The 15,604-nt window shown below is 41.6% G+C and carries 15 protein-coding genes; 10 read left to right on the top strand and 5 right to left on the bottom strand.

Features of this window, described 5'->3' with window-relative positions; all coding sequences use genetic code 11:
• Positions 1 to 101 precede the first annotated feature (101 nt).
• Positions 102 to 674: a DUF5366 family protein gene (locus CSV73_RS14100; protein ID WP_085131426.1), complete on the top strand. Its 573-nt coding sequence runs from the start codon at positions 102 to 104 to the stop codon at positions 672 to 674.
• A 45-nt stretch (positions 675 to 719) separates the two neighbouring features.
• Here CSV73_RS14100 and CSV73_RS14105 read toward each other — a convergent pair whose 3' ends face one another.
• A complete protein-coding gene (locus tag CSV73_RS14105) occupies positions 720 to 2,573 on the bottom strand; it encodes a transglycosylase domain-containing protein (protein ID WP_099627894.1) in 1,854 nt (617 codons plus the stop codon).
• A 121-nt stretch (positions 2,574 to 2,694) separates the two neighbouring features.
• Positions 2,695 to 3,936 carry an MFS transporter gene (locus tag CSV73_RS14110; RefSeq protein ID WP_099627895.1) on the bottom strand — a complete coding sequence of 414 codons (1,242 nt, stop codon included), beginning with the start codon at positions 3,934 to 3,936 and terminating at the stop codon, positions 2,695 to 2,697.
• A gap of 495 nt (positions 3,937 to 4,431) precedes the next feature.
• Between CSV73_RS14110 and CSV73_RS14115 the strand changes: the two genes are divergently transcribed.
• The 4 genes from CSV73_RS14115 (at position 4,432) to yugI (ending at position 6,146) form a co-directional block, all read left to right on the top strand.
• Positions 4,432 to 5,022, top strand: a complete 591-nt coding sequence (locus CSV73_RS14115; RefSeq protein WP_099627896.1) for a peptidylprolyl isomerase — start codon at positions 4,432 to 4,434, stop codon at positions 5,020 to 5,022.
• Positions 5,023 to 5,051: 29 nt separating this feature from the next.
• The gene (locus tag CSV73_RS14120; RefSeq protein WP_085131423.1) at positions 5,052 to 5,273 is read left to right on the top strand and encodes a hypothetical protein; all 222 of its coding nucleotides are present in this window, start codon (positions 5,052 to 5,054) and stop codon (positions 5,271 to 5,273) included.
• A 114-nt stretch (positions 5,274 to 5,387) separates the two neighbouring features.
• On the top strand, positions 5,388 to 5,654 hold the full coding sequence (locus CSV73_RS14125; protein WP_085131422.1) for a DUF1871 family protein: 267 nt from the start codon (positions 5,388 to 5,390) through the stop codon (positions 5,652 to 5,654).
• Between the two features lie 117 nt (positions 5,655 to 5,771).
• Positions 5,772 to 6,146 carry a S1 domain-containing post-transcriptional regulator GSP13 gene (gene yugI / locus CSV73_RS14130; RefSeq protein ID WP_085131421.1) on the top strand — a complete coding sequence of 125 codons (375 nt, stop codon included), beginning with the start codon at positions 5,772 to 5,774 and terminating at the stop codon, positions 6,144 to 6,146.
• A gap of 73 nt (positions 6,147 to 6,219) precedes the next feature.
• Here the strand turns inward: yugI and CSV73_RS14135 are convergent, their stop codons facing one another.
• Entirely contained in the window at positions 6,220 to 7,521 is a 1,302-nt protein-coding gene (locus tag CSV73_RS14135; RefSeq protein ID WP_099627897.1) for a sigma 54-interacting transcriptional regulator, read from the bottom strand.
• A gap of 180 nt (positions 7,522 to 7,701) precedes the next feature.
• Here CSV73_RS14135 and pruA point away from each other — a divergent pair, with 180 nt between their 5' ends.
• From pruA to CSV73_RS14150, 3 genes are all read left to right on the top strand, one after another.
• Positions 7,702 to 9,246 carry an L-glutamate gamma-semialdehyde dehydrogenase gene (pruA, locus tag CSV73_RS14140; RefSeq protein ID WP_099627898.1) on the top strand — a complete coding sequence of 515 codons (1,545 nt, stop codon included), beginning with the start codon at positions 7,702 to 7,704 and terminating at the stop codon, positions 9,244 to 9,246.
• A gap of 33 nt (positions 9,247 to 9,279) precedes the next feature.
• Positions 9,280 to 10,473: an ornithine--oxo-acid transaminase gene (locus CSV73_RS14145; RefSeq protein WP_099627899.1), complete on the top strand. Its 1,194-nt coding sequence runs from the start codon at positions 9,280 to 9,282 to the stop codon at positions 10,471 to 10,473.
• 135 nt (positions 10,474 to 10,608) lie between these two features.
• The gene (locus CSV73_RS14150; protein WP_099627900.1) at positions 10,609 to 11,853 is read left to right on the top strand and encodes a Glu/Leu/Phe/Val family dehydrogenase; all 1,245 of its coding nucleotides are present in this window, start codon (positions 10,609 to 10,611) and stop codon (positions 11,851 to 11,853) included.
• Between the two features lie 41 nt (positions 11,854 to 11,894).
• On the opposite strand, the gene CSV73_RS14155 is transcribed toward CSV73_RS14150, so the two are convergent.
• The gene (locus CSV73_RS14155; protein WP_085131416.1) at positions 11,895 to 12,152 is read right to left on the bottom strand and encodes a DUF378 domain-containing protein; all 258 of its coding nucleotides are present in this window, start codon (positions 12,150 to 12,152) and stop codon (positions 11,895 to 11,897) included.
• A gap of 104 nt (positions 12,153 to 12,256) precedes the next feature.
• On the opposite strand from CSV73_RS14155, the gene CSV73_RS14160 reads away from it, so the two are divergent.
• The gene (locus tag CSV73_RS14160; protein ID WP_099627901.1) at positions 12,257 to 13,420 is read left to right on the top strand and encodes an iron-containing alcohol dehydrogenase; all 1,164 of its coding nucleotides are present in this window, start codon (positions 12,257 to 12,259) and stop codon (positions 13,418 to 13,420) included.
• A gap of 102 nt (positions 13,421 to 13,522) precedes the next feature.
• Here the strand turns inward: CSV73_RS14160 and CSV73_RS14165 are convergent, their stop codons facing one another.
• Positions 13,523 to 14,245 carry an MgtC/SapB family protein gene (locus CSV73_RS14165; RefSeq protein WP_085131414.1) on the bottom strand — a complete coding sequence of 241 codons (723 nt, stop codon included), beginning with the start codon at positions 14,243 to 14,245 and terminating at the stop codon, positions 13,523 to 13,525.
• Between the two features lie 125 nt (positions 14,246 to 14,370).
• Between CSV73_RS14165 and CSV73_RS14170 the strand changes: the two genes are divergently transcribed.
• On the top strand, positions 14,371 to 15,273 hold the full coding sequence (locus CSV73_RS14170; protein ID WP_085131413.1) for a DMT family transporter: 903 nt from the start codon (positions 14,371 to 14,373) through the stop codon (positions 15,271 to 15,273).
• Positions 15,274 to 15,604 lie beyond the last annotated feature (331 nt).

Raw genomic sequence — 15,604 nt, forward strand, 5'->3', positions numbered from 1 at the left:
AAAACATTTCAAATTGCATAGACGACAGTTGACCAATTATTGCTTTATTCGACTTCCTTCTTATATTATTAGAAGGGGAAAAAATATTTTTTGGGGGTATTATGAAAAATCCATATTTGTTCAGCTATTTACCATTTGTCTCCATCTTACTATTCAGTTTGACCTTTGGTGTCTATAGTGTAGGAGAGACGCTGATCCTCTTTAAGGAAATCGGTCTCTATCAAGGCATGAGGGAGTTCTTATCAGACCTTCAATTACGCATTTTTTTACTGACCATGTATGCATTAGTATTCTTTATGTTATTTGCAGCTTTAAAACTGATTGCGGTCACCATTCATGAAACGGCCTTATTATTTTTCCTGAAAGAAGAAGCGGATGCCTCGTATAGCGCTTCGAAATCAGGTGTCATCATTTATTTTATCGGCGCACTTGCATCGGTAATAGGTATTCAATCATGGAAGATGCTAGCATTGATCTTCTTTATCACTACTTTTGTCTACTTTATTTACGTAGTCTACAAATTAAGTCCATTTATGCCATTGACGCACACAGTCGGTTTGATATTCTTTCAAATTATCATCTGGAGTGTCTTAGTGGCGGGACTGGTGTACATCATTTTCCGTCTTTACAATGGGCTGCTCGCTAGCATTCCGTTAGCCAATCCAGTGAAATAAATTGAAAAGCCTTGCGGATCCGACCTAACGGATCGTGCAAGGCTTTTATGGTCGCATCGTCGAGGAAAATGCACGCAGATGAATTTTTTGATCACGCAGACGTGGGATGGGGGTTGGTCTGTCGTAACCGATCCAGACAGCCGACGTATAGTGGTCATTCATGCCGATTGTCCACAAGTCTTTAAACGAATCAGTTGTCCCTGTTTTCGCTCCAGTATAGCTCGTTGTATAAGCAATACCTTTGCCTGTCCCGTTCACGACAACTTCTTTCATCAAGGAGCGGATGCTATTGACTGTGGAAGGGGACCAAACCGCTTTTGACGTATCTTTCCATTTATATAATACCTCGCCTTTATGATCCTTTACTGAGCGAATCGCATGAGGAGTCAAATATGTCCCATCGATAAAGCTCGTAGTCGCACCGGCAAGCTCTAATGGCGTGACGCCGTTGGAGAATCCGCCAAGTGCTGCAGGATAGGAACGGTCAGCTGCAACGATGTGCTGAAAATGAAAAGGCGCTATATGCGAGAAAGCCTCGTCTATTCCAACTCGTTGCAATAATCGTACAGCCGTCGAGTTATAACTATTCCGGAAGGCTTCTCGTACTGTAGTCGTGCCAAACTGATAGTGGCCGAAGTTTTTCGGACAATAACCACCAATACAAATATCACTACTGTTGACAGGCGTATCCGCGTGATACGGTCCACTTTCGAAAAATGGTGCATAGACAAGCAATGGTTTGATTACTGACCCTGGTTGCCGAACGGCTTGATAAGCTCGGTTGAAATCTGTTTTTTTATAGCCTGAACCTGCATACAGACTGATAATCTCACGCATCTCATTGTCGATAACAGCAGCTCCAGCCTGCACACCGTTCGTTCCAATAAGTGCATTCAATCGATTTTCATCATGCTGTTGCTTATTTTGATCAAGTGCAGTATCAATTGTCACGCCTTTGCCGATTACTTCTCGCGTCCGTCGATTGATTTCATTTTGCCAGCGTTGACGTTCTTCTGGTGTTTTGGCTTTACTCAATGACACATCGAGTCCTTCCGTCTGCGCTATGAGCTCTTTCAACTCTTCTAATACATATGAACTGTACATGGGGTAACGCTGTTCTTTTTTCTTAACGTTTAATTGAATGGGCATTTTACTATACTCTTCAAATTGCTCTTGCGAAATCACTTGCTGATTGAGCATAACTTGAAGAAGTCGTATTTGACGTTCTTTCGTTTGATCAAAATGCTTGAGTGGGTTATAAAGCGACGGATTATTTGGAATAGCAGCCAAAAATGCGATTTCCGCTTCATGTAATTTTTCAAGTGGACGGCTGAAGTAGTAGCTTGCCGCGCCACCAATTCCGTACACTTGATTGCCGAAATACATTTCATTCAAATACATTTCTAGGATTTCATCTTTTGTCGATTGTTTCTCCAACTCTGCTGCAAAGAAGAGCTCTTTAAACTTTCGTTCATACGTTTTCTCTGTCGATAAATAGCGCATTCGCACGACTTGCTGTGTAATGGTCGAAGCGCCTTGCTGTTTTTCGTCTGCCGCTGCATTGATCGTGAAAGCTCGAATAATCGCGGCGATATCATAGCCGCGATGCTCATAAAACGTCCGGTCTTCACTTTTCAAAAACAACTGTCGCGTGAAAAACGTTATATCTTGCAAATGGATCGGCTGCCGCCATTCAATATATTCTTCCGCAAATAGTGTACCGTTCCGGTCTTTCATTTGAATAGGGGACACCATGGCAGGCACATCCAACTGCACTGCGTCACGAATGGAGGCGTGCAATGCTTCCGTCTGCACGGTTTCTGCGTAGATTTGATTTTGGATAAATAACAATAGCGGTACGCAAGCAAGCGTAATCACTAATCCAACCGTTTGTTTCAACTGACTAGCCTCCTGTACATTCTTATAGCTATAGAAAAATATAACATAACATGGCAACTGCCGCCTGAATCAATAGGGAATAAAAAAGCCACACAACCGATAGACGGTTGTGTGGCTAAATTCACGTGTGTTCATTCGCTTCATCTTGCCGGTCTTCTAGGAAATGTTCGAAATCTTGTGTAGGCCGTCGTACCGCCATGGATAGGAACAGATAACCGACAATGAATAAGATACCCGTCACGATGAATACTGCAGGAATCCCAATATATCCACTGACAATTCCGCCAAACATCGGTCCGATAATATTACCGAGGAAACGGAAGCTGGTGTTATACCCCATGACTTCACCTTGAACTTCCAGTGGAGCCTCACGACGAACAAGCGCTGTCGTAAGAGGAATCATACCGCCTGTTGAGATACCAAATAAGAACCGCAACAATACAAGTTGCCAAAGTGACGTAACGAACGCCTGCGGGATAATGAAGATGAATGACATGATGAGCAGAATCCCAAGAACTTTTTCATAGCCGATATCGTCGCCTACCTTCCCCCAATACCTAGCGAATAGTAAATTACCCAAGCCTGTTGCACTGAACGTCAACCCTGCTAGGAACGCTACATTGGATGCGGCATGAGTCAAATCCGCTACATAAAGTGATAGCAACGGCTGAATACTAAAATTCCCGACTTGAATCAGCGTTGTAACGACCATCACGTTGAACATCAAACGGTGTTTGAACAATCCACCCAAAATGACTGTCCGCGAATACTTCACTACTTTCCGCACTTTAACACGCGCTTCCTCTTTGATTCCAAATAGCACAAGCAACGTCGCCATGACAACGGAAACGGACGTAATGATGAAAGCATACTCAAAACCGAACGTATCGGACATTAGACCGCCGAGAACGGGGCCAAATAACATTCCCGCAACACCGCCCATTTGCAACGTCCCAAGCATCTTGCCAGCTTCCTCGCGAGGTGTTTGAGAAGAAATGAAAGCTAATGAAGTCGGTAAGAAACCGGTAACCAACCCCATCAGTAGTCTCAAGACAAAAAAGGTTTCTACGGAATTGACAAAGCCCATTAAAAAGACCGAAATCGTAATCCCGAAACCATTAATGAGCAAGATGGGCTTAAAGCCGAAACGATCTGCAAAACGTCCCCAAATAGGTGACATGATCAGCGCGGTAATAAACGTAGCACCAAAAATCAATCCTGCCCACTTCTGGACATACGCGTCAGAATAATCTCCAAACGTTTCAATGTATAACGACAGGAACGGCATAATCATCGTCATCGTCCCTGCTACAAGAAAGTTCGTGACCCAGATGATAATGAAATTTTTCTTATGTCGACTCAACGTTGAACCGCCTTCCTCCTGTAAAGCTTCGATGGTATTAAGTATAAAACAATTCGGTAGCCGAAGAAAATATAGTGCTTACATCAAAAGTGAGAGCGAATGGGGAATACTGATCTTGTTATGGGATGTATATTGGCTGTTTGGATTCATGAGAAGTAGTAAAGCGGAGTGCTATGAGCGGTTATAGCTTGTCATAGAGCGATGTGATGTAAAGTATGAGCGGTAACGGACCGATATAGAGCGGTTGGAGGTGGCCATAGAGCGGTTACACATGAACTATGAGCAGTACTACAAAATAATGAGCGAACTCGCATTTCCCTAGGAGTCATCAAGGTTGTCCACTTTTAATATTGTGCTTTCTCTTAGCAAAATAAACTTTGTCAACTAACTGTCACAGTTACAATTATCGAATTTTCCCACCATATATGATAGACTGATTTCATGTAGAAAATACGCATCAAAATGAACGAGCACGCAAATTTGAGGAGGAATATCATGTATCCACAATTATCGACTGAAGTAGCAGAAAACGAAGCACTAGTAACGATGAACACCACAATGGGGTCAATCAAAATAAAGCTTTTTAAAGAGCAAGTTCCAAAAACAGTTGAAAACTTCTTGACGCACGCAGAAAATGGCTACTATGACGGTATTATTTTCCACCGCGTTATTCCTGAGTTCATGATCCAAGGTGGAGATCCAACTGGAACAGGAATGGGCGGAGAGAGTATCTACGGCAACACATTCCAAGATGAGTTTACGATGGATCTATTCAACTTACGTGGCGCACTATCGATGGCGAATGCTGGACCAAACACTAACGGTAGCCAGTTCTTCATCGTACAAGCATCATCACTAGCAGGCGCTTCAGCATCACAATTGAAAAAGGGCGGATGGCCTGAAGAAATTGCAGATGCATATGAAGAAAACGGTGGAACGCCACACTTAGATCAAAAGCACACTGTATTTGGTCAAGTGTTAGAAGGAATGGACGTTGTCGACAAAATTGCCAATGCTAAAGCTAACCGCGATAATAAGCCAAAAGAAGAAATTAAAATTGAATCAATCGAAATTATCCAAAAGTAAGCAGATTTGATTCGTAGGGGGAAACTCGCATGGACTTCGTTCTATTAATGCCGTTTCTTTATTTTCCTGAAGATAAATCAGAATACATCCCGGCAGCGATTTCTTTCGTCATCTTCATGACGCTAATGCTGTTCGTATTTCGTTGGGTTATTAAGAAATCCAAACGGCAGGAAGAAGAAACGAGAGAGCTGGAACAACGTATTTTAAAAGAACGACAACAACTTAAAAATCAAGAACATCCCATCGATTGATCGGGATGTTCTTTTTACATCACGATACCTCGTAAACTGCCAAAATATCTCTAACTGTTTTCTTACTAGCTGTTGTGCTATCATTAAAAGAAAATACAAATCAGGTGACGAATCATGCAAACCATTGAAATGAATAAAAAAGCAGTCTCACTTCTTAAACAATGGGATCCATTCCAAGAAGGGGAATATGCATATAATGTGGAAATCACTGAAATAGTGAAGGAACTTCATTGTGTAGATCATCCAGCAGACTTGGCTAAGTATATTCGTGATGTCTATGAGCACACCCATGAAATTTGGATACCTTTAGAGAATTGTATGGACATATCCTATAAATTGATTGCTGTTAAATATGAAGCCAAATCAATCGTTCAATATTAACTACTCGACGCCATCTTTTCGGATGGCTCTTTTTTGTTCAAAACTTTGAAATATGGTATACTATGAAACGGCCTTAGTGGCAGACTAGATACTATTTTAGATTGGGAGCTGTTTTGCATGTCTCACAAATTTGCAGTAGGAGATGAGCTGACCGGAAAAGTTACCGGAATACAGCCGTACGGTGCGTTTGTGGCGCTGGATGCTTCAACGCAAGGTTTAGTGCACATCTCTGAAATCACGTACGGATTCGTCAAAGATATTAACGAGTTTTTGGAAGTTGGGCAAGAAGTTCACGTCAAAGTATTGGATGTGGATGAAGGAGCTAGTAAAATTAGTTTGTCGATCCGTGCATTACAGGAGCCACCAAGTTCTTACCTGAATCACTCCCGTTCTCGTCAATCATTACAAGAACGCGTAGATCAGCAAGACGCGGATGGCTTTAATTCACTGAAAGATAAACTACAGGGCTGGATTGAACAATCCGGACGTTAATAAAAGGACTGACGTAGAAGTACATACAACTTCTACGTCAGTCCTTTTTGTTTTTGAAATCTTGACTACTTCTCTATTCCTTCAGCTTCCTCAAACGATACTGCAAGTTTTGTCTGCTCATACCGAGTGAGCTGGCGGTTTTTGTAATATTATGATCATGTAGCTCCATTGCTTTTTGAAGATAATACTTCTCGGCTTCTCGTAAATACTGATCAAAAGGTAGTAGTTTCGAACCGCTCTGCACGATAAAATCTCTTGGTTGTGAAGCGTCATTTGCTATAGACTCCACCTTCATCTTAAATTGCAGAGGCAACATATCGAAAATCAGCGTATTTTCTGTTGTGCGCATGGATGAAACTTCGTCGAGAAGTAGCTCGAGCTCTCGCAAATTCCCTGGCCAGCCGTATACAACAAGTGATTCCTTCACTTTGTCATCAATCTTCGTCAAACCTGTTCCTAGCGACTCTATTCTACTCTTTAAATACGATTCAGCGAAAGGGATAATATCTTCCGGTCGCTTCCGAAGAGGCGGAATCCTAATAGCGAAAGACGCGAAGAAGTAATAAAGCTCTTTTAGCAATGTGCCCGATGCGATCAGCTCAACTGGATCGTCTCCAATACTTGCAATGAATTGATGTCTGGATGTTTTCTGCAAGACATATAGCAATGCTTGTTGTAAAGAGATCGATAAACTATCGATACGTTCGCAAAATAACGTCATAGGCGGTTGCTGTTGCAGTGTTTCTTCGAGTTGTTGGATGATGTCAGTATCAGCATGTAAACAATGAAAAGTGTGGAAAACCCGCTTATTTCCCACAGACCCGTAGTGAATAGCTTCGGCGAGATAGTCCTTCCCCACACCTGTTTCTCCGATCAATAATACTGGCAAGCCAGCCGCTGCTGCTTTTTCAGCGGTGGAAATGACCGATTTCATAACGGATGAATGGGCAGTAATTTGATTAAATGTAATTGGTCCGCGATTTTTACGTAAAGGTTGTAAAACGAATTTTTCCAATGCCGTAATATCTTGAGCGAACTCAATCGCACCGATTAAGTCTTGTTGTTCATAAATAGGGTACGTGTCATTCATTGTCGTGATTTCTACTTTATTCGCATTCCAGTATCTCTGCTTAACGCGTAATTGAGGTTCTCCACTTTGCAATACTTTCAATAACGTACTCTCATTTTTCTCAAAGTTAAAAAGCTCCAAAATAGAATGGTCTTTTATGTCTTCGAGATTTAATCCTTCGATATCCTTCATTTTGCGATTATAGATAATAGTCCTTCCTGTATGATCTACAGCATGTATCCCGATATTTGCATGATCCACTGCAAACTGATTGCATATATTCAATAAATTTTCGTATATGTTCATGTGAAACACCTTCCTAACATAAGTACATATCGTATTTTAGTTGCTAAGTTAGTAGAATTTAAAAATAATTACAACAAAACACTTGCAATATGCAATGTTTTCTTGCATCATTATAAATGTAAACGCTATCAAACGCAAATAAATTTTGCGTTCTACTTATAAAGGAGGATTTGATTCCAAATGATTCCATACAAACACGAACCATTCACAGATTTTACAGTGGAAGAAAACCGCAAAGCGTATGAAGAAGGATTAAAACTCGTAGAAAGTTATCTAGGACAAGATTATCCGCTAATTATCGGCGGTGAACGCATAATGACAGATAAGAAGTTAGCATCCACTAACCCTTCTGATAAAAAAGAGGTCATCGGTAATGTCTCTCAAGCTAGTCGCGATTTAGCAGAGCAAGCGATGAATACCGCGAAAGAAGCTTTCGAAACGTGGAGAAAAGTCAAGCCTGAATTTCGTGCTGACGTATTATTCAAGGCAGCTGCCATCGTCAGACGTCGCAAGTTTGAGTTTTCTGCACTGCTTACAAAAGAAGCAGGGAAGCCTTGGAATGAAGCGGATGCAGATGTCGCTGAAGGTATCGACTTTATGGAATATTACGCTCGACAGATGCTTACTTTAAAAGATGGTATGCATGTGGAGAGCAGACCAGGTGAGTATAACCGATTCGATTACGTACCACTTGGTGTAGGAGTAGTCATTTCACCATGGAATTTCGCATTTGCGATCATGGCAGGCACAACAGTAGGTGCACTTGTAACAGGAAACACCGTGCTGTTGAAGCCGGCTTCCACAACAACAGTCGTTGCATATAAGTTTATTGAAGTACTGGAAGAAGCGGGAATGCCAGCTGGTGTTGTCAACTTCATTCCAGGATCAGGTTCTGAGATTGGTGACTACTTGGTCGACCACAAAGACACTCGTTTCGTTTCATTCACAGGTTCACGCGAAGTAGGTACACGAATTTTCGAACGCGCGGCGAAAGTACATGACGGTCAAATTTGGTTGAAACGTGTGATTGCGGAGATGGGTGGTAAAGATACGATTGTTGTCGATAATGAAGCTGATTTGGAACTGGCAGCGCAATCTATCGTTTCTTCATCATTTGGATTCAGTGGCCAAAAGTGTTCTGCATGTTCCCGTGCAATCATTCATGAGGATGTCTACGATGAAGTAGTGAAGCGCGTAGAAGAAATCACGAAGGCGTATAACTGGGGTGATCCAATCGATGGAAACAACACAGCCGGTCCAGTTATTGATCAGGCGGCATTCGATAAAATCATGGAGTATATTGAAATCGGCAAGCAAGAGGGACGTCTCATTGCAGGCGGAACGGGCGACGATTCAAAAGGGTATTTCATAGCACCCACCGTATTTGCTGACGTGGATCCGAATGCGCGTATTTCTCAAGAGGAAATCTTCGGTCCCGTTGTCGCGCTCTCAAAAGCCTCATCATTTACAGAAGCGATTGAATTTGCAAACGATACAGACTACGGCCTAACAGGTGCAGTCATCACGAAAAACCGCCACCATATTGAGCAAGCTCGTGAAGACTTCCACGTAGGAAATCTATATTTCAACAGAGGTTGTACAGGCGCCATTGTTGGATACCAGCCATTTGGTGGGTTCAATATGTCGGGTACTGACTCAAAAGCTGGCGGACCTGATTACTTGCAGTTGCATATGCAAGGGAAAACTACTTCGGAGATGCTGTAAATCGTTGAAGTGAATTTGAAGGGGTGAACCGATATGACGAAAACGACTACTGTTATTGAACAAACAAAAAAGTACGGTGCAAATAACTATAATCCGCTGCCGATTGTAATTTCTGAAGCGGAAGGTGTATGGGTTAAAGATCCTGAAGGGAATAAATATATGGATATGTTGGCTGCCTATTCCGCACTCAACCAAGGACATCGTCATCCGAAAATTATTCAAGCGCTGAAAGACCAAGCAGATCGTGTTACGTTAACTTCACGTGCTTTCCATAATGATCAATTGGGTCCGTGGTATGAAAAGATGGCGGCGCTTTCAGGTAAAAATATGGTATTGCCTATGAACACTGGCGCAGAGGCAGTGGAGACTGCTTTAAAAGCAGCGAGACGCTGGGCGTATGATGTGAAAGGTGTAGCAGGCAACCATGCGGAAATTATTGCGTGTGTAGGGAATTTCCACGGCCGTACACTGGGAGCGGTTTCATTGTCATCCGATCCTGAATATAAAAAAGGATTCGGTCCATTGCTACCGGGTATCAAGTTAGTAGAGTACGGGGATATCGATGCATTGAAAGCGGCTATTACTTCCAATACGGCTGCTTTCTTGATTGAGCCGATCCAAGGAGAAGCGGGAATCATTATTCCACCTGAAGGGTTCATGAAAGAAGCTTCGGATTTATGTAAAAAAGAGAACATCCTCTTTATTGCAGATGAAATCCAAGCTGGACTCTGTCGGACAGGTGAAATGTTTGCTTGTAACTATGATGGTGTCACGCCGGATATGTATATCCTTGGTAAAGCACTTGGCGGGGGCGTGTTCCCGATTTCCTGTGTACTTGCGAATGATGACATCTTAGGTGTATTCAATCCAGGATCTCATGGATCTACATTTGGCGGAAATCCTATGGCTTGTGCAGTATCCTTGGCAGCAATTGAAGTATTGGAAGATGAGGGGCTCGCGAAACAATCCAAAGAACTAGGAAACTATTTCATGGATGAGCTGAAGAAACTCTCTCATCCTGCAATTAAAGAAGTACGTGGACGCGGGTTATTTATTGGAATGGAATTAACGGAACCAGCACGCCCATATTGTGAGGAACTAAAAGAACTCGGTTTATTATGTAAAGAAACACATGATACAGTAATTCGTTTCGCGCCACCATTGATTATTACGAAAGAAGAGTTAGATTGGGCATTGGGAAAAATTCGCACAGTATTTAACAAGTGAGTAATATGCTGCCACTAAAATTCCGTTGCACAAAAAATTCGCAAAAAATTTGGAATCGATGTGTGGATGTTTGACTATGCTCGTGTTATAATGTGTCCGTGAAAGACAATAACAAACAAAGAGGCGAGCCATACAATGACAGAAAACCTGAATCTATTTACGTCTACACAAGTTGTTATAAAAGATGCACTTGAAAAGCTAGGCTATGATGAAGGAATGTATGAACTATTGAAAGAACCACTTCTTATGGTAGAGGTGCGTATACCTATCCGTATGGATGATGGTAAAGTAAAAGTGTTCACTGGGTACCGCGGACAACATAATGATGCCGTTGGACCAACAAAAGGTGGAATTCGTTTCCATCCTAACGTAAGCGCTGATGAAGTGAAGGCGCTTTCTATGTGGATGACGCTGAAAGCGGGAATTGTAGACTTGCCATATGGCGGTGCTAAAGGCGGTATCATATGTGATCCGCGAGAAATGTCGATGGGTGAATTAGAACGTCTGAGTCGTGGCTATGTGCGTGCACTTAGTCAGGTAATGGGACCTGCAAAGGATATTCCTGCTCCGGACGTCTTTACGAATTCACAAATTATGGCATGGATGATGGATGAATATAGTAAAATTGATGAATTTAACTCACCTGGTTTCATTACAGGCAAGCCGGTCGTGCTTGGCGGTTCACATGGCCGCGAGCGCGCAACAGCTGAAGGGGTTACCATCATTATTAATGAAGCGGCAAAACGCCGTAATATTGATATGAAGGGTGCGCGTGTTATCATTCAAGGTTTCGGTAACGCGGGTAGCTTCCTATCTAAGTTTTTACATGATTCAGGCGCGAAAGTAATCGGTATTTCCGATGCGTACGGTGCATTGTATGATCCGGATGGTTTGGATATCGACTATCTACTTGATCGTCGTGACAGCTTTGGAACAGTCACTACACTATTCGACAATACGCTAACAAATGCGGAACTACTCGAAATGGAATGTGATATTTTAGTTCCAGCTGCAATCGAAAATCAAATTACAGAAAAGAATGCTCATAATATTAAAGCGAACATCGTAGTGGAAGCGGCTAACGGTCCAACTACTTCGGAAGCGACTAAAATCCTGACAGATCGCGGTATTCTACTAGTGCCAGACGTATTGGCGAGCGCTGGTGGCGTAACTGTATCGTATTTCGAATGGGTTCAGAATAATATGGGGTATTACTGGTCTGAAGAAGAAGTACGTGAAAAAATGACAGCGAAGATGGTTCAAGCATTTGAAAATGTTTATAACATCGCAACTACACGTAATATCGATATGCGTTTAGCAGCATATATGGTTGGTGCACGTAAAACAGCGGAAGCAAGCCGTTTCCGTGGCTGGGTATAAAAATGGTAAAAGGCATCTCCTCGAGTGTGAGGAGATGCCTTTTATATGTGTTTAATAGGTGATGCAGATTGGATCTCTTCGGTAGATTTCGGTTCCTCTTCTCTGCGCCAATACGTAAAAAGAACTTGTAATGCCATAAGACCGGACAATCCGATGACGATATAAAGAAAGCGTGCTAATGGCTGATAGGCCCCTTCTGTTAGTTGGGCGATGACATCAAAACGAAAAATCCCGACTACGCCCCAGTTTAATGCGCCGATTAACGCAATCGCTAGCGTGACTTTTTGCAATGTCTCCATTTTATCTCCTCCTATGAAAAGTATATCCTGTTTTTAGAACACTATACTTGCATCGTTCATACATCTTTTTCATAATAGGGAATAAGAAGAAGGAGGCGTACGATGTGGATAATTTTATTTTCAATAATCCGACCAAATTATTATTTGGTAAAGATCAACTGAAACATTTACCTGAAGAACTGGAAAGATACGGTGAAAAGGTACTTCTCGTATATGGTGGCGGCAGTATTAAGCGTAATGGCCTGTATGATGAGATCATGACATTATTGAACGACAATGATTTTGAAGTAGTAGATATGCCGGGCGTGGAACCGAATCCTCGACTGTCAACAGCTAAAAGAGGCGCAGAACTGTGTAAAGAACATAATATAGATGTAATTATCGCAGCAGGCGGAGGATCTGTAATTGACTGTACTAAGTTAATTGCTTCTGCAGCAAAATACGATGGTGATCCATGGGACTTCGTAACAGGCAAAGCAACACCTAAAGAAGCACTGCCATTTGGTACAGTGCTGACGCTTACTGCGACTAGTTCAGAAATGAATGCAGGTTCTGTTATTACCAATGAAGACACACAGGAGAAATATGGCTGGGGTGGACCGCTAAGCTATCCAAAGTTCTCTATATTGGATCCTAAATACACATTGTCAGTACCGCTAGATCAAACAGTCAACGGTATTGTCGATACGATGTCCCACATTTTCGAGCAATACTTCCATACTGCAAACAATGCTTCGTTCCAGGATGAAATATGTGAAGCGGCATTGCGTTCCGTTATGAAGACTGGAGAGCAACTCGTGAAAGATCCTGAGAACACAGAGCTTCGCGAATCTATGATGTTTGCGGGTGTTTGGGGATTGAATGGTTTCTTATCGATGGGTACAAAAGGGGACTGGGGTACGCATACTATCGAACACGCCGTATCTGCTGTCTACGATATACCTCACGCCGGTGGTTTAGCGATTTTATTCCCGCACTGGATGAAGCAAACATTCCCGAAAAATCCACAACGCTTTGTACAGCTGGCTGTTAATGTATTCGGAGTAGATTCAGCTGATAAGACGGATGAAGAGATTGCAATGGAAGGAATCGACCGTTTAAGTGCTTATTGGAAGAAGATCGGCGCACCTGTCACGTTAGCAGATTATGATATTGATGACTCTAAATTGGAGTTAATGGCAGAAAAAGCTGCTGTAAATGGACCGGTTGGTAGATTTGCTCAATTATCCAAAGATGAAGTTCACACTTTATTGAAGGCTAGTTTGTAATTTCTGTAGTTATTTGTCAACAAAATAAAGAGACTGAAAGCATAGCCTGATAAGAGTTTGCTTTCAGTTCAAAACGCCAAGTCACGTCGACTTGGCGTTTTATTATGGATAAATAACGAGTTCTACCGATTCTACATAGGAAAGTGTAGTGAGTTCTATATAAAGTGAAGAAGTAGATTTTTTTGGATGTGCCATAAGTTTGAAATGTAATTCGTGATGGTATTGATGTTCAGGTGTCTGAAATTGTCTGATACGCATATGGTCAATTTCCATATGTTCTTCACTCAAGTATCGTACGAGGTCGTCAATTTTAGATTTTTGCGTAATAATGATCGTACAATTTGCTTCTTTAGTACGCAATCGCTTAGGACCAAATCTGCCTAATAATGGTGCTACTAACTCGATAACGATCATTACACTAACTACAGTGAACAATGCTTCGATATAAAAACCTGCACCTACCGCAATACCAATTCCCGCTGCGCCCCAAATCATGGCAGCCGTAGTGAGCCCTGTGATATTATCATTATCCCTACGCAATATAGCCCCAGCACCTAGGAATCCAATACCACTGACAATTTGTGCGGATAGCCGTAAAGGGTCCATTGTGATATTAATATCATTACGAGCGGGGACTAAATAAGCAGCTTCCATTGAGATAATTGTCAACAAACAACTGAAGGTAGCAATGACTGCACTTGTTTTCAGACCAATAGGCTTTTTTTTGATTTCCCGCTCTACACCTATAATAATACTTAGTACTAGGGCAATACTAATTTTAATTAGTGCTTCTCCATTAAATGAATCAGCGAGTAACGTTAACATAAATTATCCCCCTTCACTTACAAAATAGGAAGATTACCTATATACTCTCCTTTATACGGCAATCGACTCGTACATGCCTCTTCTTCTATTGTAATGGGAAGAGAGATAGAAAGAGAAGTGATATTTTGAATAAACCGTCAATTCATCCCTACATACCCATTGCGATTGGTGTCCTTACAGTTGGACTGTCCGCAATCTTTGTAAAACTGGCTACAGCAGATGCAGGAGTCATCGCCTTTTATCGTATGTTTTTTTCAGCTGTTATTATGCTTCCGTTATTTTTACTTTCCTATCGTAGCGAACTTAAGTCATTAACAAAAAGAGATTGGCTGTTTACCGCAAGTTCAGGAATATTTCTGGCAGTTCATTTTATACTGTGGTTCGAATCTTTAAATTACACGTCGGTTGCCAGCTCAACTGTATTAGTCACGTTGCAACCAATTTTTGCTTTAGCGGGTACTGCATTGTTCTTTAAAGAAATCATTACAGGGAAAATGCTGACTGCTGTTCTCATTGCATTAACAGGAAGCTTCATTATTAGTTGGGGAGATTTTCAAGTGAGTGGGGCAGCGTTATTTGGGGATTTACTTGCATTACTCGCTTGTGCATTTGTCACAGCGTATTTATTAATCGGTCAGAGCGTGCGTAAAAGAATATCGCTCGTTACGTACACCTTTCTTGTTTACTCTGTAAGTTCGATTGCACTGTTTTTCTATGTACTTATCATGCAAGAGCCTTTCTTCGGGTACCCCACTGCAGATTGGGGATGGTTTTTAGCTCTAGCAATCTTACCAAATCTGTTGGGACACACGTTATTTAACTGGGCGATCAAATGGGTGAGTACAAATGTAGTATCAATCGCCACTCTATTTGAACCAGTACTGGCTTCAATCGCCGCATACTTTGTATTACATGAAAAAATAACTACTCTTCAATTAGGAGGCGCAATCGTTGTCCTGACAGGGGTTTTGCTGTTTGTTGTTGATGTAAAAGCAATAAATAAAAAACTTTTTACAAAAAACACTTGATTTCTCTATACGATCTATTGTATATTAGTTCTTGTCGCTTCGGACGTAATCGAAAACAACATAAAAAACTTTTTAAAAAAAGTTGTTGACTTCGACAAATACCGAGTGTAAGATAGAGAAGTCGCTTTTATACGACTAACAAACACGAACCTTGAAAACTGAACAGCAAAACGTTAACGAAATACAGTTTGTGCATCTAACGATGACATAAACAAAATGAGTATCTTAATTGATGCCAGCAAATGAAACTCGAGCTAATCGATTTTTCATCTACTGGGTGTCGAGTTGTAGTGAAGTGCTAGGAAGTGATCGAGTGAAGAAGGGAGCGTAC

It is taken from the genome of Sporosarcina sp. P1, assembly GCF_002743155.1.
In the GTDB taxonomy this organism is placed as follows: Bacteria; Bacillota; Bacilli; order Bacillales_A; family Planococcaceae; genus Sporosarcina; species Sporosarcina ureae_B.